The organism is Bartonella sp. B10834G3, from assembly GCF_016102505.1.
GTDB lineage: Bacteria > Pseudomonadota > Alphaproteobacteria > Rhizobiales > Rhizobiaceae > Bartonella > Bartonella choladocola.
Map to the genome: position 1 here is coordinate 54,876 of NZ_JACFOM010000005.1, position 19,986 is coordinate 74,861.

Genomic DNA, 19,986 nt, shown 5'->3' on the forward strand with positions numbered 1-19,986 from the left:
TATAAAAAACAAAAACCCGACGAAAATACCAATAAATAGGGTTAAAATGCGTTAAGGCACTTGCAAAATTGTTCGATCTTCCGTATGTCACCGGTCGGAATGTTTAATTCTGCTGATGCGGTTGTAGCTCAGTTGGTTAGAGCGCTGGTTTGTGGCACCAGAGGTCGTAGGTTCAACTCCCACCAACCGTACCATTTTTTTTCAAGCTCCATTTCTTTTATTTGAGTCCGGCCTTTTGTGGTTCCGGAGTTAGCGTTTTATCCCTGTTGAAGATGGTTAAAAGCCAGAACATCCAATTTAAAAAAATGAATGATTAGGCTGCTGTTTTTCAAGACGCCCTATAAAGGCGGATGGATGGAAGGACGTAAAAAATAGCAAGCAGAACAGGCGACGTTAAATTCTTTTGAAGCTATATCCGGCTAAAGATAAATCATATCGACGGATAGGCATTTCATCGCATAAGCCTGTTTTGTGGGACTTTTGCGCGTCAGTGAAAGAAAAATGGCTGCCTTTTTTGCTAAGACAAGAAATTAAAGGGGCGTTCGTCATTGCGGAAATGGAAAGCCTGCTTTCAAATGATGGACATTGAAAAAAGAAATATTTTTAGAAGATATCTTCCTTTTGACTAACCTTTATAAGGCAGGAACTTGTATAATCTATATAATGAAAATGCGCGACACTGTTGTCGGAGGGAAAAACTCAACCGCTGCGATAAATTTAAGGCAAAACCGGAAAATGAATTCAAAACGGTTTTCATGATTTGGCAAAAAGCACGTGAAAAACGAACAACCGGTTGACAAAAGGCCAAGCCCGTCACAATTTTTGCCTGTCACATTTTTTGAAAGTAGATAATCATTCTCTGTTGACAATATAAATTTCGATTTGGTGTTTTATGACGGTAAAAAAAACAAAAAAGGCAAAAGATAAAAATACAAAAATACAGCACGCTTATCTCAAGAATATTTATGGCGTGAAAAACTGGAACGAAGCGTCGGAGTGGCTGGCTTTTCGCGGTATTGAAGACATTGAATGTATTACCCCCGATCAGGCCGGTGTCGCTCGCGGCAAGATGATGCCGTCAAACAAGTTTACCTCCGATACGTCACTTGCGCTGCCATCTGCTGTGTTTATGGCAACAATTTCCGGCGATTATCCCGAAGATGGCAACGGTTTCCATTATCCCGCCGATGATGGTGATTTGCGATTGGAACCCGATCTTGCGACTTTAAGCGTTGTCCCGTGGGAAGACGATCCGACCGCGCAGGTTATTTGCGATATTGTGTACCAGAGCGGTAAACGGGTTGAATTTACGCCGCGCAATGTTTTGCGCAATGTCGTTGAATCCTACACAAAATTGGGATTGAAGCCGGTCGTTGCACCGGAAATAGAGTTTTATCTTGTCCAGAAAAATCCTGATCCCGATTATCCGTTGACACCTCCTGTCGGCCGCTCCGGTCGCGCAATCGGCGGCGGGCAGGGCTATTCCATTGCCGGTGTTAACGAATTTGATGAATTGATTGACGATATGTACCATTTTTCCGAGGCGCAAGGCTTGGAAATCGACACATTGATTCACGAAGAAGGGGCAGGCCAGCTCGAAATCAATTTGCGTCACGGCGACCCGATCGAACTTGCCGATCAGGTTTTTCTGTTCAAGCGCACGATACGTGAAGCGGCTTTCAAACATGATATGTATGCGACTTTTATGGCAAAACCCATAGAGGGCCAACCGGGGTCGGCCATGCATATCCATCAATCTATTGTAGACATGAAGACCGGCAACAATATTTTTACCCGCGCGGATGGCAGTGAAAGTGAGGCTTTCCGGTATTTTCTGGGCGGTTTACAAAAACATATGGCAAGTGCAATGGTCATGCTTGCACCATATGTCAATTCCTATCGCCGTTTGGTTCCCGATCTTTCGGCACCTGTCAATCTCCATTGGGGATATGACAACCGCACAACCGCTTTCCGTGTTCCCCGTTCGGCACCTCAGGCACGACGGGTTGAAAACCGCCTTCCGTCGTCCGATGCCAATCCTTATCTCGCACTTGCGGCATCTCTTGCCTGCGGCCTCATAGGGCTTGTCGATAAACTCAAGCCTGATGAACCTTCCTCGCAAACTGTCAATGCCGATCATGTGGATTTGCCAAGGGGCCTTGTCGAAGCTGTAGCGCTATTTGATGAAAATAAACGGTTGCGTTCAGTGTTGGGGGATGCATTTGTAAACACCTATTCGGCAATCAAAAGGCAAGAATTTGAAACCTTCATGGAAGTTATCAGTCCTTGGGAGCGGGAATATTTGCTGCTCAATGTTTAGGATATTGGATGATGTTTCACGACAATACCATTTCGCCGGGTATATCATGGTATGAATTCAGCGTAGCCGAACGTCCGACATACCCCGTTCTTCATGAAACAAAAGAATGTGATGTTGCTATTATAGGCGGTGGCTTCACCGGACTTTCCGCAAGCTATTATCTGGCAAAAGCAGGGCTTCGCGTTGTGCTTGTCGACGGGGCGCGTTTTGGCGATGGCGCATCCGGCCGCAATGGCGGACAACTTGGAACGGGGCAGCGTCAATGGGTGGAAAAGCTTGAAAAAGCACTTGGGCATGAAAGAGCCAAAGCTTTGTTCGATCTGGCGGAAGAAGCCAAAAAAGATATATTGGAACTTGGTAACAAAATAGATCTCGACTATTTCCCCGGACAATTGTCGCTTATTCATAAGAAACGCGAGATTGCAGCTTATCAGGCGCATGTCGAAAACATGCTGCGCTATGGTTATGACCAATTGTCATTCATGGACCGCAAGGAAACGCAAGACCGTTTGGGGTCGGATTTCTATTATGGTGGTATTCGCGATACCGGTACCGGTCACATCAATCCGTTAAAACTGGTTGTCGGACTTGCTTCTCTCGCTTCAAAAGCGGGAGCGGAACTTTATGAAAAAACGCCTGCAACGTCGCTTGAAGTCAAGAATGACAAGTGCATTATAACCACCCCCGACGGTTATATCAAATCCGCGCATGTGTTACTCGCCACCAATGGCTACAATCAAACTTTAAGCGGTTTTGTAGACCGCACAATCATTCCGATTCGTTCTTATATCGGTGCGACTGCTCCATTGCCGATTGATAGTGAAATTTTGCGTGGTGGAGAAGCGGTAGACGATTCGCGTTTTGTCGTGCGCTATTTCAGAAAAAGCGTTGATAACCGTCTGCTTTTTGGTGGTGTTGAAAGTTACGATAAAGCTGTAGCCGACCATCTCGCCGATCGTATTCGTGCGCAAATGGTAGAAATTTTTCCGAAATTAAGTGAAATCGAACTGACGCATTGTTGGGGTGGCACTGTTGCGATAACGGTCGAGCGGATGCCTTATATCCGTGACATTATGCAAAATGTTACTTATTGCGGCGGTTATTCCGGTCATGGGGTTATGCTTGCTCCGTTTATGGGAAAGCTTTACGCAGAAAGCATAACCGGCAAAGGTGATCGTATCCACTCTTTCAAAGAGCTGAAAATTTCACCTTTTCCGGGTGGAAAAACATTAAGGAGGCCGCTTCTTTGGCTGGCAATGCGGTTTTTTGCCTTGATGGATAGATTTTGAAGTTTTTAAAAGTTTTCTCGGCTTCAATCTTATTACATTGCCGACCAATACGGGGCGCGGAAAGTGGCGGAACGAGCCGCAAAAAAATGTTGAGCCACCGGAAGCGGCAAGAAAAGAAGCCGATTGTTTGCGCAGCACCTTTAAAAAAAGCGTTTCTGACAAATTTTAATGACTTGAAAGATAAAATTAACGGTGAAGTGAACGCCAAATTAACAGCTTATTCAGCACCTCAAGGCATATATATTGTGATATGAACAAGATTGATCACTTAAGGTGAAGCGTCCGAGGACTTTGATATTTCCATGGTAAGTAAAATAATTCCTATTCCCCCGTTTGATTGTATCGTTTTTGGCGGTGCGGGCGACCTTGCCGAAAGAAAGCTATTGCCTGCACTTTATCACCGCCAATGCACGGGGCAGTTCAGTGAGCCGACACGTATTATCGGTACATCCCGCTCGAAATTGACCGATGAAGAATACCGTAATTTTGCGCGCGCGGCGATCGAGAAACATGTTTCTGCCGACGATATTGATAAAAGTGAAGTTGACAGGTTTTTGAAGCGATTGAGTTATGTTCCGGTTGATGCCACAACCGACGCGGGTTGGGATCAATTGAAAAAAGCCATCGAGATTTCCTCGGTCAAAGCTATCAGGGCTTTTTATCTGGCGGTCAGTCCGGCTCTTTTCGGCAGCATTGCCGAACGCTTGGGAAAAAATGGTCTGGTCACCGATGATAGCCGTATTATTGTTGAAAAACCGATCGGCCGTGATCGCGAAACGGCAACAAAACTGAATGATATATTGGCAAGTGTTTTTCACGAGAACCAGATTTTCCGTATCGACCATTATCTGGGAAAAGAGACTGTCCAGAATCTGATGGCGTTACGCTTTGCCAATGCGCTTTATGAACCATTGTGGAACTCGGCTCATATCGACCATGTCCAGATAACAGTTGCTGAATCGGTCGGGCTTGAGGGAAGAGCCGGTTATTATGATAATGCGGGCGCGCTCCGCGACATGGTGCAAAACCATATGTTGCAGCTTTTATGCCTTGTCGCGATGGAACCACCTTCAGCCAATACGGCCGATGTGGTTCGTGACGAGAAGCTTAAAGTTCTTCATTCGCTTTCCCGTATCGATAGCCATAATGTGACAACCCACACCGTACGCGGGCAATATAAGGCCGGTGCTTCGACAAGCGGGCCTGTCGGTTCCTATCTTGATGATCTTAAAAAAGATAAGAGCAATACAGAAACATTTGTTGCTTTGAAAGTTGACATTAACAATTGGCGTTGGGCAGGTGCACCCTTTTATTTGCGCACCGGCAAACGTCTTGCAACCCGCATGTCGGAAATAGTGGTGACGTTCAAACCCATTCCTTACAATATTTTTGGCAGCGAAGCTGGCGAAGTTGTACCGAACCGGCTGGTTATCCGTTTGCAACCGGATGAGGGTGTCAAACAATGGTTGATGATAAAGGATCCGGGGCCTGGCGGAATGCGCCTTCACCATGTGCCGCTTGATATGACATTTGCCGATTCATTTCCGGTTCGCAATCCCGATGCATATGAACGTTTGTTGATGGATGCTGTGCGCGGCAACCAGACATTGTTCATGCGGCGTGATGAAGTTGAAGCAGCGTGGAGCTTTGTCGACCCGATTGAAGAAGGTTGGGAAGCAACAAACATGCCTGTTCAGGGATATACCGCGGGAACATGGGGGCCATCAAAGTCGATTGCCCTGATCGAGCGGGACGGTCGGACATGGAACGATACAGTTTAGGGTATTGCTATGAGCTTGATGGATACAAACCGGTTGAATTTTGATACGCCTTCTGCATTGGCTTCGGCTTTGGCCGATCGGGTGGCGGCCGAATTGAGTGTTGCCATTGTTGAACGCAAACAGGCAGTGCTGGCAGTGTCGGGTGGTAAAACGCCCGAACTTTTTTTCCATTATCTCGCCAAGGCAGATATTGATTGGAAAAACATTCTTGTCACTCTGGTGGATGAACGTTTTGTGCCCGTGACAGATGATCGTTCCAACGAACGTCTGGTGCGTTCAAGCCTGTTACAGAATTTTGCTTCAAAAGCCCGCTTTTACGGCCTTTATAACCCGTCAATTACTGCAGAGCTTGCGGCCTTTTCCGCAGCAAGCCGCATTAACGGCCTTCCACGGCCTTTCGATGTCATTGTTCTCGGCATGGGAACCGACGGGCATACAGCTTCGTTTTTCCCCGGCGGTGACCGTTTGAAACAGGCCATTGATCCGGAATCGCGTGCGCTTGTTTTACCAATTCATGCACGCGGCTTGAAGGAAGCCCGCCTGACACTTACATTGCCGGTGATTGCCGAAGCACGTTTCATTGCTCTTCATATTGAAGGTCAGACAAAACTGGATGTTTTCGAGCGTGCTTTGCAGGACGGACCGGTTGAAGAATTGCCAATTCGCGCAGTGTTGAAAAACACCCGCCATCCTGTGCAGATCTACTGGTCGCCCAATGAAGAAGAAAAACAGATTACGGATGGAACCCATTCGTTATTTGACACAGTTTCAGTTTAGGAGAAAGAAAACAAATGTCTCTTTCGGGCACAATCGCTGCCGTGACAGACCGGATTCGTGAGCGGTCAAAGAAAAGTCGCGAAATCTATCTTGACCGGATAACCCGTGCAGCACGTAATCGCCCGCGTCGCAGTTTTTTTGCCTGTGCCAATCAGGCTCATAGTTTTGCAGCCTGTGCGCCACTTGATAAAGAACGGTTGGAGGAAGATGTCGTTGGCAATATCGGTATCATCACAGCCTATAATGATATGTTGTCTGCGCACCAGCCTTTTGAAGCTTTTCCTGAAATTATCAGGGCTGCGGCGCGTGAAGCCGGCGGTGTAGCCGAAGTTGCCAGTGGTGTGCCGGCAATGTGTGATGGCATTACCCAAGGTTATACCGGCATGGAGCTTTCGCTTTTTTCACGCGATGTGATAGCTATGGCTGCTGCCGTCGGCTTGTCGCATGACGTGTTCGATGCAGCGCTTTATCTCGGAATTTGCGATAAAATTGTGCCGGGGCTTGTCATTGCCGCTTTGACATTCGGGCATATACCGGCAATTTTTGTGCCCTCTGGCCCTATGACAACCGGTCAGGGTAACGACAAAAAAGCCGAAATCCGTCAGCTTTATGCCGAAGGTAAAGTTGATCGTAAAACGTTACTCCAGTCGGAAGCGACTTCCTATCATGGGCCGGGCACTTGTACTTTTTATGGAACGGCCAATTCCAACCAGATGATGATGGAAATGATGGGGCTTCATATGCCGGGGGCCGCATTCATCAACCCCAATACACCCTTGCGCGATGCATTAACGCGCGAAGCAACAAAGCGTGCTCTCGAAATTACCGCCCTTGGTAATGAATATACGCCGGTGGGTGCGATGATTGACGAAAAGTCTTTTGTCAATGCGATTGTCGGGTTGAATGCTACAGGTGGTTCGACCAACCACACAATTCATTTGATCGCTATGGCTCATGCAGCAGGTATTGATCTTACCTGGGGCGATATTGCCGAAATCTCGTCGGTCGTTCCGCTTATTGCAAGGGTTTATCCAAACGGTCTTGCCGATGTGAACTATTTTCACGCCGCTGGCGGCATGGGATTTGTTATCAAGCAACTGATTGAAGCGGGTCTTGTTCATGAAGATGTCCGCACAGTTGTCGGCGAGGGCTTGGACGCTTATGCAACCGAACCGAAACTGGGAAGTGACGGGCAAGTTGTGCGTGAACCGGCACCGGAAAAAAGTGGCGATGAAAAAGTGCTTACCGGATGGCGGAAACCTTTTCAAGCGGATGGCGGCATTCGGGTACTTTCCGGCAATATGGGCGCTGCTATTATCAAGGTATCGGCAGTCAAACCCGAACGCTGGTTGATTGAAGCACCGGCTCTTGTCTTCAATGACCAACTGGAACTTCAAGACGCTTTCAAAGCCGGTAAACTTGACGGCAAGGATTTTGTTGCCGTTGTGCGCTATCAGGGGCCGAAAGCCAATGGTATGCCGGAATTGCATAAACTGACGACAGTTCTCGGCGTGTTGCAAGATCGCGGGCAAAAAATTGCTCTTGTCACCGATGGTCGCATGTCGGGTGCGTCGGGCAAAATTCCGGCAGCCATCCATGTCACGCCGGAGGCGCTTGATAACGGGCCGATTGCAAGGTTGAAAGACGGCGATATGATCCGGCTTGATGCCAATGACGGAACTTTGACGATTCTCGTCGATGAACAGGAGTTCAACAACAGACAGATCGAACATCCTGATCTTTCAGCACATGAATTCGGCACAGGACGCGAGCTTTTCCGCGTTTTCCGCGAATTTGTCGGACGGGCAGATCAAGGGGCAAGCGTTGTTGTTGGTCCATTGCGCCAATAATCGATATAAACAATTTATATTCAAAAAAACGCTCCGGATTTAATTGTTCCGGAGCGTTTTTATTTTTTACCTGAAGCAAATGATGTTTAAAAATGGTGTTATGAAATTTTAGGCAATGGCAAATTATTTGCTTTGCAGGCAGCTTTCAGTGTGTTTGCCATTAACATCGCAATTGTCATCGGCCCGACACCGCCGGGAACGGGGGTGATGAAGCCTGCCACTTTTTCGGCGGCTTTATAGTCGACATCGCCAACGAGGCGGGTTTTACCCTGACCTTTTTCAGGTGCCGGAACGCGGTTAATGCCAACATCAATGACCGTTGCACCGGGTTTTATCCAGTCGCCCTTAATCATTTCGGGTTTTCCGACCGCTGCTACAAGAATATCGGCACTGCGGCAGACATCATCAATTTCGCGGGTACGGCTATGGGCAATCGTGACCGTCGCATTCGCCGCAAGAAGCAGCGCCGCAACCGGTTTTCCGACTATGTTTGAACGACCGACAACCACGGCATCAAGGCCGGATAAATCCTTACCCAGTCCATGTTCCACCATCACCATAATGCCGGCAGGCGTGCAGGGAACGAATGCGTCTCCAATTGCACCTGTCATGACTTTACCGGCATTGATATAATGGAAACCGTCAACATCCTTGTCAGGCGAGATTGTCTGAATGACATGATCGGCATTGATATGTGCCGGTAATGGTAATTGTACCAGAATGCCGTGAATATTTTTGTCCTCGTTCAATTCTTTGACAAGGGCGAGCAAATCCGCCTCGCTGGTCTTCTCGTCCAGTTCATATTTGTTCGATAGAAAACCACACTCTTCAGCGCGTTTTTCCTTGGAAGCAACATAAACTTTGCTGGCAGAATCCTCCCCCACAATAATGACCGCTATTCCCGGCTGGATATTGTGTTGTTCACGTAAAATCGCGGTTTCTTGTTTTACTTTGGCAAGGATGTCTTCAGAAAGTTTTTTCCCGTCAATCACATTGGCCATAGAGGATTCCTTTCACTAGGCTTTTTGTTCTGCTTTAAAGCATATTCCTGAAATAAAACAGATCATTGTGTCAAGATTGTACATGTTTGGCACAAAGGATGTGCAAAATAGCCACTTTGGTATGAATGACAAGCAAAAAGTCATCCGTTTTGAGAAGAGAAAGACCAAAAATGGTTAAAGCCCGTTCAAACACCGGAGAGAGCGGATGCTGCCGGTAACGGGGTGGAAAAAACGGGATTGCAAGGAAAAACGTTATTCCGACCCGGTCATGTTATTTGTTGAATGAATATGCTGCCAACTCTTTGTTTGAATGGATATGTTGCCAAAGCTGAAACCGGTTCAATCAACCGATCTATCACAATTGCGGATCTTATCTTGCATCTCAAACTTTTTTAAATTTTGATTTGGGAAACGTTACGGCGTTTCAACAATCTCTTTCGTGTGCAGGTGCAAAACTGTACACGGCTTCTTTCAAGAATTTCTCACCTATTTCAGCAGCCAAGCCAGAACCGGCGCCAGCAGAACATTGACAATGCCAACCATGACCATAACAAGGCCTGCAATCGAGCCTTCCTGACGCCCCATCTGGTGGGCGCGGGCAACGCCTGCGCCATGTGCTCCCATGCCGAAAAGGGCACCACGTGCAAGAGAAGAGCGTAACGGCAGATATTTGACAATAACCTCGCCCAGTGCAGCACCCAGAACGCCGGTAAGGACAACGAAAACAGCCGTCAGATCGGGTATACCGCCAATGTCACCGGAAACTTCCATGGCAAAAGGAGTGCTGATCGAACGCGGCATAAGACTTAGCCGCAAAGTCGGATCAAGTTGCATAAGGGTTGCAAGCCCCCATGCCGACAACATCGAAGCAAATGAACCGACGATAATACCGACCGTCAGAATAAACCAGTTTTTGGCAATGATTCTGCGTTGTTGCCAGATCGGAACAGCAAAGGCAACGGTGACCGGCCCCAGAATGGCAACAAGCCAATGGGTCGCTTTGATATAATGGGCATAGTCACCCTTGAGCAGCACCACCACGATCATCAGCAAAAGTGGTGTTACTGCCAATGGTGTCAGCCACCAATAGGAAAAACGGCGGTAAAATGCTTTTGCCGCCATATAGAGAAGGATGGTAACGAGCGACCAGAAAACCGTTTTGAAAACCGGACTGGTATAAAGCTCTATATCAGCCATATATTGTTCGAGATTTGATTCAATGTTTAACATGACGCATCAACATCCAGCGATAACAAAGGTCTATTGTCAAAGCGGTAATACTCATAACAACGAATGTGCCACCCAGAATAACGACCAGAATTTTTATGCCCAACAAGCCGATAAATTCTTTATGGTTGAGAAGGGCAAGAACTGCTGGAACAAAGAACAGAAGCATTTCGGCAATGAGCCAGTCGGCACCGCGTTTCATGCTCAATATACTGAGTTTACGACTAGCGAGCGCAAGAAGAGCAAGCACCATGCCGATAATTGCACCCGGAATGGGCAGGCTCAAAGCCCATGTAATGATCTCGCCGATAATCCAGAAAGCGCACAAAAGTCCCATCTGCGCAAATATATTGTGATGGAAGAGATGACGTGTTTGAACTCTAAGACGATGTATCATTTAATTTACTCCTGACAAAACGTTAGATAAGTGATGCTGTGTCATTCGTAAAATGAATTGAATTCATGTAGACTATTCCTATATAGAATAGTTATGCAAATAAGAACACTCGAAGCCTTTGTAGAAATTATACGCCAGAACGGCTTTTCCTCAGCCGCGAAAGTTCTGAACTCGACGCAATCGACGATCAGTAAGTCTCTGGCCCAGCTTGAAGGCCAGTATGGAACCAAATTAATCAATCGCAACAAAGGTAAAATGCAGCTTACAGCAGCAGGCGAATATGTCTTTCGTCACGCACAACGTATTCTTGCGGAAGAAACCCAAATGGAACGCGAGATTGCCGAATTGAAGGGGCTTAAACGTGGTGTTTTGAAAATCGGGCTTCCGCCTATTGGCAGTTCCGAACTTTTTGCACCGGTTCTTGCGCGTTACACTTCATCGCATCCTCATATCGACATCAATATTGTCGAACACGGAAGTAAAAAATTGGAAGAGCTGGTGCGGTCGGGCGAAATCGAGCTTGCCGGTTCGCTTGTGCCGATTGCAAGCGGTTTTGATTATCAGGATGTCCGCAACGATCCGGTTGTCGCGCTCATGCCGGCAAGCCTTGCAGGCAAGCGAACAAAGATTACCGCCAAAGAGCTTGCAGAATATCCGTTTGTTCTTTTTGCAAGCCAGTTTGCTTTGACACCACTTGTCATTGAAACCTTCCGTAAAAAGGGGCTGGAGCCGGTGGTTTCGGCACGTTCAAGCCAGATCGACTTTCTGTTTGGCCTCGTTGCAGCCGGTATGGGTGTAGGATTTTTACCCCGCATGATTGCCGAAAAGCGCAATGTCAAAAATGTAAAAATGGTAGAGATGACCGATATAGTCATTGAATGGCATATGGCTTTAATCTGGCGCAGTCAAAGCCATCTTTCCTATGCAGCACGCGAATGGTTGCGGCTATCAGGTGAATACCATGACGGAACATTAAAGGTAAATAATGGCATAAAATCATGAGCCGTTTTTTCCTGTACCCAAAAAAAAAGGTGCAGAAGCAACATAGTGTAAAATTCTCTTAAAATATTGGCGAATAGTTCTTGCGTCCGACAATTAAATTTCTATTATTCTGCCATTTAACACAGTAAATTACCGCTTGTATGCGGTCATTTAAAAGCGCGGGGACGTGAAGCGTCAAACTTGGGAATGGTTTTATGGGAACTCAAAAAAGACGACTCATCGTTGTTGGAAATGCTGATTTACCAAGGGATTTGTCGGAAGAGATAGATAGCGCAGACTATGTTTTGCGCTTCAATCGTCCCAGATTGCTTGATGGCTGGAGTGGTACTAAAACCAGTTGTCTGATGATGTGCAACTCCGGTAAGCCAATGCAGCAGAAACTTAAAGATCATTCGTTTCTGGAATACAAATTTTTTAAACAGGCCGAGCTCATTACACTGGTCTATCATCCCTATATTATGAAGACTTATTTTGCACGTCCCCGCCTGAGCTCGCGATTGTTAAAACATCGAAGGCTTGATTGGACCGACAAAGCTATCAAAGTTTTTGGCGAGGCGAGCAAGGATGTGGTTATAAAATCCGCGCAGTTTTATCTTGAAGCTTGTGCTGAAATCGGCATTGAAGGTAATAAACTCAAGGAATGGTTCCCGTCGACCGGCTATCTCGGCATTTGGGATTGTTTGAAACAGTTCGATTTGGCGGAATGGGAAATTTACATCTGCGGTTTTACCTGGAAGGGTTGGAAACATCATGCCTGGTCAACAGAAGAAAAATGGGTGCGTGAGCGCATAGATGAGGGAACATGCCATTTCCTTCAATAATGGCATCATTTTCGTCATTGTTTACTTTTCTGTTCGCCCTTATTATGCATGACAGGCTTTTGAAAAAGCCTGTTTTCAAACTCCGGGTCGAATATGAGCGGTTCACTAAAAACCATTAAAGCACTGATTATCCATCTCGATCGGGCGGATGAGAGGCAAATACAAGTCGAGTTGCTGGAAAGACTTCTGCCATGTCCTGCTATAGTTTTGAAGGCGGTTGATAGTCTTGACCTTGATGACAAGACAATTTTTCATTTTTTTAGAAAAAAACTCTATCGCCCTTTTTATCCTTTCACATTGTCAAAAAACGAAATTGCATGTTTTTTATCCCACCGGCGTGCCTGGCAAAAAATTGTCGACGATGGCATGGACGCGGGATTTATCATTGAAGACGATGTTGCACTGGAGGAGCGATTTGAGGAAGTTTTCCGTTTTGCTGTTCAGAAAGCCAATGAAGAAAGTTTCATCCGTTTTCCTTTTCGCGTGCGTGAAACAGGCAAAATAATTGCCGAAAAAGGCGATATTAAACTTATCAGGCCAACAGAAATCGGTTTGGGGCAGGTTGCCCAACTGGTAGGCCGGAACGCTGCCCGAAAACTACTTGATGCGACAGCCACATTCGATCGTCCGGTTGATACGACCGAACAATTATACTGGAAAACCGGCGTCCATCCGGAGGTTGTTCTACCTCCGGTGGTTCGCGAGATTTCTGCCGAACTCGGCGGCTCGACGATCAAAAGTAAACATTCCTTTTTCGCCCGCCTTTATCGGGAACTGGCCCGTCCGCTCTATCGGCATCGCATAAAGGTTCTATCGAAACGTCAGGAAGGTTGATATGGCTGTTCCCATACTTCTTTATCATCATATAGGCACGCCCCCCAAGGCAGGCATTCCCGGTCGCTCCAATTATGTTACGGTCGAAAAATTCACCAGACAGATGCATGTTCTGAAACGTATCGGTTTTCAAGGATTGTCACTCAAAGAGGCAATGCCTTATATTCGGGGCCAGAAAAAGGGAAAAGTGGCAACGATAACTTTCGACGACGGTTTTCTATCTGTTTATCAGGATGCTATGCCGGTTCTTGATGAATTGGGGTTCAGTGCAACCAATTTTTTTGTCTCTTCGCGTATGGGGCTAGACAATTCTTGGGACAATGAACGTTCACAGCGCGACAAAATAATGACATTCGACGAAATGAGAGATTGGGCAGCTCACGGGCATGAAGTCGGTGGCCACACGCTCGACCATTTGCATTTGAAAGATATTCCGCTTGAAGAGGCAAAACACCAGATAACTGAAAACAAACGCCAACTCGAAGAAGAACTTGGCACGTCAATCATATCTTTTGCCTATCCGTTCGGCGACGAAAATGAAGCAATTCAGTCAATTGTAAAAAATGCCGGCTACAGTTTTGCTGTTACAACTGTCAAATCACGTGCGCATGGGAACGAGGGGGACTTTGAATTGCCCAGACACAGTATTCGCCGCAATGACACAATTTTGCATTTTTTGGCCAAATGTCTATTGCGCTAACCAAATGTTTATTGCGCTAAACGGGGCATAAATCACGTTTTTTTACCAATTGCATTGTCGTGCGATTAAAATTCATTTAAAAAAATGCCGGGCGAATGGACCCGGCAAAAATTTAAACAAGGGCATTTCAGAAACAAGCTTTTCACTGGAAGCCGAAATGTAATTCGGTTTTAATCATTTATGGTTAATAAAAAGTAAAGGGACGAGGTGCACAAGAAAATTTTAAAATATGTCGGGGTGCTGGTGTTGGTGGCGGGAATGATCGTTGCGGCGATTTTCCTGCTATTGCCGGTTCTTGTTTCGACAGATGCGATCCGCATCCGCCTTGCGCAGGATTTGAGCGCATGGACGGGCTACAACGTGCAATTGCGGGAAGCTCCTCATCTTGACCTTTTCCCTTATCCGAAGGCTTCATTGTCGGGCGTAACACTCACTCCGATGAATGATGAGGCCGCTCCGCTGATGGAAGCCGAACGCATTGAAGTCGACTTGTCACTGATCGATGCGCTGTTAGGACATATTACATTTTCGCAAACACGTATCATTAACCCGCATTTTGTTATGGAAGAACCGGTCAAAACGGTTGCGGATTTTTTTGACACTCTTTCCCGTTCGCAAGGCAGTTTCGGTTCGGCTGTTCGCGAGGCTCGTGACATTGTTAAAAAGAACCCCGACCATCCGGATACAACACGCCTTCTCAACCAGCCTTTTGGGCGTATTGTGATTGACAATGGCGAGCTTCTCTATCGCAAGAATATGGGAGGGATGGCGGAAAAAATTACGGCACTGAATGCGGTTCTTGAATGGCCGGAATCGACAAGAGCGGCAAGTTTCCGTGCCAATGCAACGTGGCATGGCAAAGCAACCGATTTGCGTATTGATGCAATGCAAGCGCTGATCCTGTTTTCAGGTGGAACGAGTGATGTAAGAGCCAGTCTCAATTCTTTGAGCGGCGGTATTACTTTTGAAGGAAAGGGGCGACTTTCCGACAGCTATATTTTTGACGGGCGGCTCTCGGCCCGTTCACCGGGTTGGAACAGGACGATGGAGTGGCTTGGTTATCACGATCTACCCGGACAAGGATTGAAAGCGCCGGTTGTCTGGGAGTCGGATTTTTCCGCTCAACCCGGTCATATGCAGTTTAACAATATCAATTTCAAACTTGGAAATGATAATGCTCGCGGTGCACTTGCGACCGGCTATCAGGATGATTTGCCGGTCATCAGCGGGTCGCTTGCTTTTGACAGGCTCGATCTTGACACATTGGTTGCTACATTTTTTCCGGACGAGGAAAAAAATCAGTTTCTTGATCTTTCGGTTTTCGACATGATCGGGCTTGACATCCGCATGTCGGCACCGGAAGCCAAGCTTCAAAACGTCACCCTCAATAATCTTGCTGCTGCCGTCCAGATCAGAAATGGTAGAGGCATTTTCGATCTTGGCAATGCCAATGCTTTTGGTGGTGCTATTCAATCCAATATACAGATTGCCCGCGACAATGATAAAGCCAATATAGAAGGCCGCATTTCTGCAAGTTCTGTCGATTTGCCATCAATCGCGCGGGCTTTCCACTATCCCGATTTTGTTCATGCAAAAGCCGGTCTTATTTTGACCATGCATGCGCCTTTCAGCCGGTGGTCGGAAGTTATATCCGGAATGCAGGGGCATTTGACATTGAATATGTCGTCGGGCAGTTTCAAAGGCTATGACATTGACAAATTGCGTTTTGCCTTGAGTGGCGGTGAAAAAGCATGGGCAGAAAAAAGCGATCATGCGTCAACCGATTTTGATAAATGGGATATTGAAACAACCATCACCGACGAAAATCTTGTGATTGATAAATCAACCATCTACATGGGAAATTGGCGACTTCTTATGAAAGGCACTGCCGATCTTCAAATGAAAGACGGTAAGAACCATGGCTATGAAGTCAAGCTTGATTCAGTGCTTAAAAAAGTTCCGCGGTCGGATAAAGTCTGCCCCGATGTCGAATGTGTTTCCAACAGTCTTGTCAAACCATTGATGTTTTCATTGTCTGCCAGTCAATTTCCCTATAGTGCCATTGACCTTGAACGCAATAATATGAAAGAAGAAAAACAGGATTAAAGGCAATAGGAACGGAATAAACCGGTGTGTCCGTTAGCATCGGTTTTAAAACAAATGGTAAAACTCCTGGCACTGTCGATTGGACCGATAAAAACGATCGGGTCTGCAAACTTGAAAAGCGGAATTGATAAAAAACCGGTCGATCGGCCGCTTTTGCTCACCAAAACCGGTTTTATCGGTGACGAGCAGGCAGACAAGAAACATCATGGCGGGCCGGAAAAGGCGGTCCACCATTATGATTTTGACCATTATGCTTTCTGGAAAAAAGAGCTGGGGCATAAAGAGGTGTTTGATACGCCGACTGCCTTTGGAGAAAATCTTTCAACCTCAAGCTTGAGTGAAAAAAATATCGCTGTCGGGGATATATTCCGGTTAGGCAAGGCAATTATCGAAGTTTCGCAAGGCAGACAACCCTGTTTCCGGCTCAATGTCAGATTCGGTGTTCCGGATATGGCGTTAAGGACGCAAAATAGCGGGCGAACAGGTTGGTATTACCGCGTTTTGCAAGAGGGGGAAGTTTCTGCAAGTGACGAACTCGAATTGATCGAGAGATGCCATGAAATGTGGACTATCCATCGCATATGGAAGGCTTTTTATGTGACAAAAAATGACTATGAAGAATTGTCGCATATTGCTTCACTGAACGAATTATCTCCGAGCTGGCGTTTGCTTGCACAAAAGCGGTTGGATAGCCACGAGATAGAAGATTGGACGAAAAGATTGAACGGTGTGGCATGAGACGCTCATTCGGGCTTTTGACAAAGCTCGGTTAAGTCTTGGGCGGCAGGTTTCCAAAATTTCTTAAATAAATTGTTGTTTGGTTCAGGCTTTAACGCTTTGTCACGGCAAACCGGTTTTAAGAAATCCGGTGTGCATAAAAGTTGTTGTCACCGCACTGTGGGGAATCACCGGCACGACGGGAAATTTGATAATTGCCATAAAGAGCCTTCAAGAAACCTATTAAGATACTTCCTGAAACCTATAAAGATCTTTCCCGAAACATTGGCGCGTGCCATTTTTGGTGGCTTTTATATCAACCTTGGTATCGGCTCCCGGTCGCAACCGGATAAATGATTTTGCCTGAAAAGTGGCTTGGTGGTTTGCAAATATTGAAAGGGGTCAATTTTACTGCCGAACGTGGCTCGATCGTCGCTCTGCTCGGCGGTTCCGGAAAAACAACCTTTCTGCGCTCGATAGCCGGACTTGAAAATCCGGAAGTCGGGCGCATCACAATCGGCAATAAAATTGCCCGTGACAGTGAAGCCAATATCCAGCTTCCTCCCGAACAACGCGACATCGGGCTTGTTTTCCAGTCCTACGCTTTATGGCCGCATCGCACAGTGCGTGAAAATGTCGCCTATGGTTTGAAATTACGTCATGTTGGAGCCGCCGAGATAAAAAACCGCGTTGACCGGATTCTTGAAACAATGGGGCTTTCCCATCTCGCCGACCGTTATCCAAGCGAGCTTTCCGGAGGACAACAGCAACGTGTTTCAATTTGCAGGGCAGTGGTCTATGAACCGCGTGTCTTGTTGCTTGATGAGCCATTGTCCAATCTTGACGCGAAATTGCGTGAAGAAGCACGCTATTGGATAAGAAAGCTCATTCTTGAACTTGATATATGTGCAATTCTGGTGACCCATGACCAGACAGAAGCTCTTGCGGCGGCTGACCGTATTCTTTTGTCACAAAATGGTCGGATTGTCCAACATGGTAGCCCGATTGAAATTTATTCCAATCCGAATTGCTTTTATGCTGCAGAATTTCTTGGCGCCAACAACATCGCTCACGGACAAATATTGCAAAAAGACGGTGCGTTCATCACTTTCGGCGCTGAAAACTGGTCTTTGACCGGAATGTTGCGGGAAGGCGAAGATGCGAAGATAGGAGAGGCTGTCAAAGCTGTTATTCGCCTTGAACATATCAAGGTCAGCCAACAACCGGTTCCGGAAGCAATACCGATGCATCTTGATGCCAGCCTTTATCTTGGCGACCGTTGGGAATACCGTCTTCATTACGGGGCGTTGGAATTGAAGGCGAGCGGTCCGGAAAAACTTGAAACAGGTGAAGTTTATATTATTATCAAACCGGAAGATGTCTGGTTATTTCGCAATTGAACAACATTTTACAGCCACACCTTGAAAAATAACTCTCCAAAACCGGATAGACTTGATTTTATCAATCTCTCCGGTTTTTATTTAAAAAATAATTTAAAACCGAAAAACACTTGTTATGCGTAAAAATAAACGATTGAAATCGAATATATTACTTGAAAAAATCGGTTTTAAACTTTTTTTGACACACCGGAAACCATGTAGTTGATTGACATTCAATCCTGTTGAAGCGCATCATGGAAAAAGTTGAACTTGATTTGGAATATCATCTTTATACATGATATTTTGATAACATGTCGGGTTATAAGCTTGTCCGCTAAAGCCGGAGAAGAAACAATTTATTTTTTAATGGATTATCAAGGAGAATAGATGCCAGAACTTTCACAAAAAAAATCGGTTCCCTTGCTTAAGATGAATGACGGCTTGTTCATTCCGCAATTGGGCTTCGGTGTTTGGAAAATAGCGGAAGATGAGACCGAAAACGCTGTCAAACAAGCGATTTCGACCGGCTATCGACACATTGACACAGCCAAAGCTTATGACAATGAAGAAGGTGTCGGCCTTGGCGTTGCCGCGTCGGGTATCGAGCGGAAGAACATTTTTCTTGCCACCAAAGTCTGGAATACCGATCAGGGCTATGACAAGACGATGCAGGCTTTTGAGGAAAGCGCAAAGCGCTTGCGCGTAAGCGCTATTGACCTTTATCTTATTCATTGGCCGGTTCCGGCACGCGATCTTTTTGTGGAAACGTGGAAAGCTCTCATCAGGCTCAAGCAGGAAAACCGCGTTCGTTCAATCGGTGTTTGCAATTTCCGCATTGTCGATCTTGAGCGGCTTATCAAGGAAACCGGCGTTGCTCCTGCGGTCAATCAGGTGGAACTGCACCCGCATTTTCAACAAAAGCAATTACGCATATTCCACGACAAGAATAACATATTGACAGAGGCATGGGCTCCTCTCGGTCGTGGGCAATTTCTTGATGATCCGGTGTTGAAAAAGATTGCGGCAGAACATCATAAAACAGTCGCACAAATCATTTTGCGCTGGCATATGGAAATGGGCACAATCGCTATTCCGAAATCCCGTTCTAAAGAACGTATGGCCGAGAATTTCAATATATTCGATTTTGCGCTTACCGCTGCCAATCATGATGCAATTGCAGCTCTCGACAAAGTCGATGGCCGATTGGGACCAAATCCGGCCGAATTTCAAGGTTGAAATTTCGACTGTGTCGATATTATCGAAGTGGCGCCTTCATTGTGGTGCCGCTTTTTTTGCAGCGCCGCTTTTATTATCGGGGTTTAACGGGCTTAAATATTGTTGTTTCTATTGTTTTGCCCTTATCCGTAGTGTTTTTTACTATAAAGTTTAATTGAATAGGGCTTCCTGTTTATGAATGCGTGTTCGTCATTAGGTTTTCCGATTAGGGGAAGTAACGAACACAAAAGCCGGAAACCTTAAGCCACACATTGCTATTCCGGCTGAATATCCATGAAGTTTTTTTCTTTTGTGGGGGGCTTTTCCTCGCTTTTGCCGGTTGGCTCCGGTGACGCGGAAATGAACTTGAAGCAGCCGTGGACGAGCCTGAAACGATTTTGGAAAAGTGGCACAGCATTCAAAATGCTATTTCAAAAGCGTGATAGGTTTGTAACGAGACAGAAGAGCGTTGTGATGAAAAACTGTAACCGGAAAGAGGAGAAGCGGGAGCCTTCTATCTGCGGTTTTGAAAAAACTCTCATAAATATAAACAACGCTATTTGAACATTC

The 19,986-nt window shown here is 46.2% G+C and carries 17 protein-coding genes and 1 tRNA gene; 15 read left to right on the forward strand and 3 right to left on the reverse strand.

Translation table 11 applies throughout. The features are described 5' to 3' along the window. Nucleotides 1-117 precede the first annotated feature (117 nt). The 7 genes from H3S94_RS11255 to edd all read left to right on the forward strand — a co-directional run bounded on the left by H3S94_RS11255 (nt 118) and on the right by edd (nt 8,017). A tRNA-His gene (locus H3S94_RS11255) sits at nt 118-194 on the forward strand. Nucleotides 195-892: 698 nt separating this feature from the next. Beyond that, nucleotides 893-2,320: a glutamine synthetase family protein gene (locus H3S94_RS11260; protein ID WP_198241134.1), complete on the forward strand. Its 1,428-nt coding sequence runs from the start codon at nt 893-895 to the stop codon at nt 2,318-2,320. Nucleotides 2,321-2,331: 11 nt separating this feature from the next. Next, nucleotides 2,332-3,609: an FAD-binding oxidoreductase gene (locus H3S94_RS11265; RefSeq protein WP_198241162.1), complete on the forward strand. Its 1,278-nt coding sequence runs from the start codon at nt 2,332-2,334 to the stop codon at nt 3,607-3,609. Then, nucleotides 3,606-3,863 carry a hypothetical protein gene (locus tag H3S94_RS11270; protein WP_198241135.1) on the forward strand — a complete coding sequence of 86 codons (258 nt, stop codon included), beginning with the start codon at nt 3,606-3,608 and terminating at the stop codon, nt 3,861-3,863. The genes H3S94_RS11265 and H3S94_RS11270 overlap by 4 nt, the downstream gene beginning before the upstream one ends. A 48-nt stretch (nt 3,864-3,911) precedes the next feature. Next, the gene (zwf, locus tag H3S94_RS11275; RefSeq protein ID WP_198241136.1) at nt 3,912-5,390 is read left to right on the forward strand and encodes a glucose-6-phosphate dehydrogenase; all 1,479 of its coding nucleotides are present in this window, start codon (nt 3,912-3,914) and stop codon (nt 5,388-5,390) included. A 9-nt stretch (nt 5,391-5,399) separates the two neighbouring features. Beyond that, nucleotides 5,400-6,167, forward strand: coding sequence for a 6-phosphogluconolactonase (gene pgl, locus H3S94_RS11280; protein ID WP_198241137.1), 768 nt, complete (start codon nt 5,400-5,402; stop codon nt 6,165-6,167). 14 nt (nt 6,168-6,181) lie between these two features. Next, nucleotides 6,182-8,017 carry a phosphogluconate dehydratase gene (gene edd / locus H3S94_RS11285; protein WP_077993823.1) on the forward strand — a complete coding sequence of 612 codons (1,836 nt, stop codon included), beginning with the start codon at nt 6,182-6,184 and terminating at the stop codon, nt 8,015-8,017. Nucleotides 8,018-8,115: 98 nt separating this feature from the next. On the opposite strand, the gene folD is transcribed toward edd, so the two are convergent. The 3 genes from folD to H3S94_RS11300 all read right to left on the reverse strand — a co-directional run bounded on the left by folD (nt 8,116) and on the right by H3S94_RS11300 (nt 10,642). After that, the gene (gene folD / locus H3S94_RS11290; protein WP_198241138.1) at nt 8,116-9,018 is read right to left on the reverse strand and encodes a bifunctional methylenetetrahydrofolate dehydrogenase/methenyltetrahydrofolate cyclohydrolase FolD; all 903 of its coding nucleotides are present in this window, start codon (nt 9,016-9,018) and stop codon (nt 8,116-8,118) included. A gap of 486 nt (nt 9,019-9,504) precedes the next feature. Next, a complete protein-coding gene (locus H3S94_RS11295) occupies nt 9,505-10,215 on the reverse strand; it encodes an LrgB family protein (RefSeq protein ID WP_077994681.1) in 711 nt (236 codons plus the stop codon). A 19-nt stretch (nt 10,216-10,234) separates the two neighbouring features. Continuing rightward, nucleotides 10,235-10,642 (reverse strand): CidA/LrgA family protein, encoded by a 408-nt coding sequence (locus tag H3S94_RS11300; RefSeq protein WP_077993820.1) that lies wholly within the window; start codon nt 10,640-10,642, stop codon nt 10,235-10,237. A 93-nt stretch (nt 10,643-10,735) separates the two neighbouring features. Between H3S94_RS11300 and H3S94_RS11305 the strand changes: the two genes are divergently transcribed. The 8 genes from H3S94_RS11305 (at nt 10,736) to H3S94_RS11340 (ending at nt 19,437) form a co-directional block, all read left to right on the forward strand. Next, entirely contained in the window at nt 10,736-11,644 is a 909-nt protein-coding gene (locus H3S94_RS11305; RefSeq protein ID WP_198231715.1) for a LysR family transcriptional regulator, read from the forward strand. 194 nt (nt 11,645-11,838) lie between these two features. Next, a complete protein-coding gene (locus H3S94_RS11310) occupies nt 11,839-12,465 on the forward strand; it encodes a glycosyltransferase family 29 protein (RefSeq protein ID WP_198241139.1) in 627 nt (208 codons plus the stop codon). Between the two features lie 93 nt (nt 12,466-12,558). Continuing rightward, on the forward strand, nt 12,559-13,299 hold the full coding sequence (locus tag H3S94_RS11315; RefSeq protein ID WP_198241140.1) for a glycosyltransferase family 25 protein: 741 nt from the start codon (nt 12,559-12,561) through the stop codon (nt 13,297-13,299). A gap of 1 nt (nt 13,300) precedes the next feature. Next, a complete protein-coding gene (locus H3S94_RS11320; protein ID WP_198241141.1) occupies nt 13,301-13,999 on the forward strand; it encodes a polysaccharide deacetylase family protein in 699 nt (232 codons plus the stop codon). A gap of 207 nt (nt 14,000-14,206) precedes the next feature. Next, on the forward strand, nt 14,207-16,105 hold the full coding sequence (locus tag H3S94_RS12130; RefSeq protein ID WP_198241142.1) for an AsmA family protein: 1,899 nt from the start codon (nt 14,207-14,209) through the stop codon (nt 16,103-16,105). A 54-nt stretch (nt 16,106-16,159) separates the two neighbouring features. Next, the gene (locus H3S94_RS11330) at nt 16,160-16,843 is read left to right on the forward strand and encodes an MOSC domain-containing protein (RefSeq protein ID WP_198231711.1); all 684 of its coding nucleotides are present in this window, start codon (nt 16,160-16,162) and stop codon (nt 16,841-16,843) included. 332 nt (nt 16,844-17,175) lie between these two features. Then, entirely contained in the window at nt 17,176-18,222 is a 1,047-nt protein-coding gene (locus tag H3S94_RS11335) for an ABC transporter ATP-binding protein (protein WP_198241143.1), read from the forward strand. Between the two features lie 366 nt (nt 18,223-18,588). Then, the gene (locus H3S94_RS11340; protein WP_077993807.1) at nt 18,589-19,437 is read left to right on the forward strand and encodes an aldo/keto reductase; all 849 of its coding nucleotides are present in this window, start codon (nt 18,589-18,591) and stop codon (nt 19,435-19,437) included. Nucleotides 19,438-19,986: the final 549 nt, after the last annotated feature.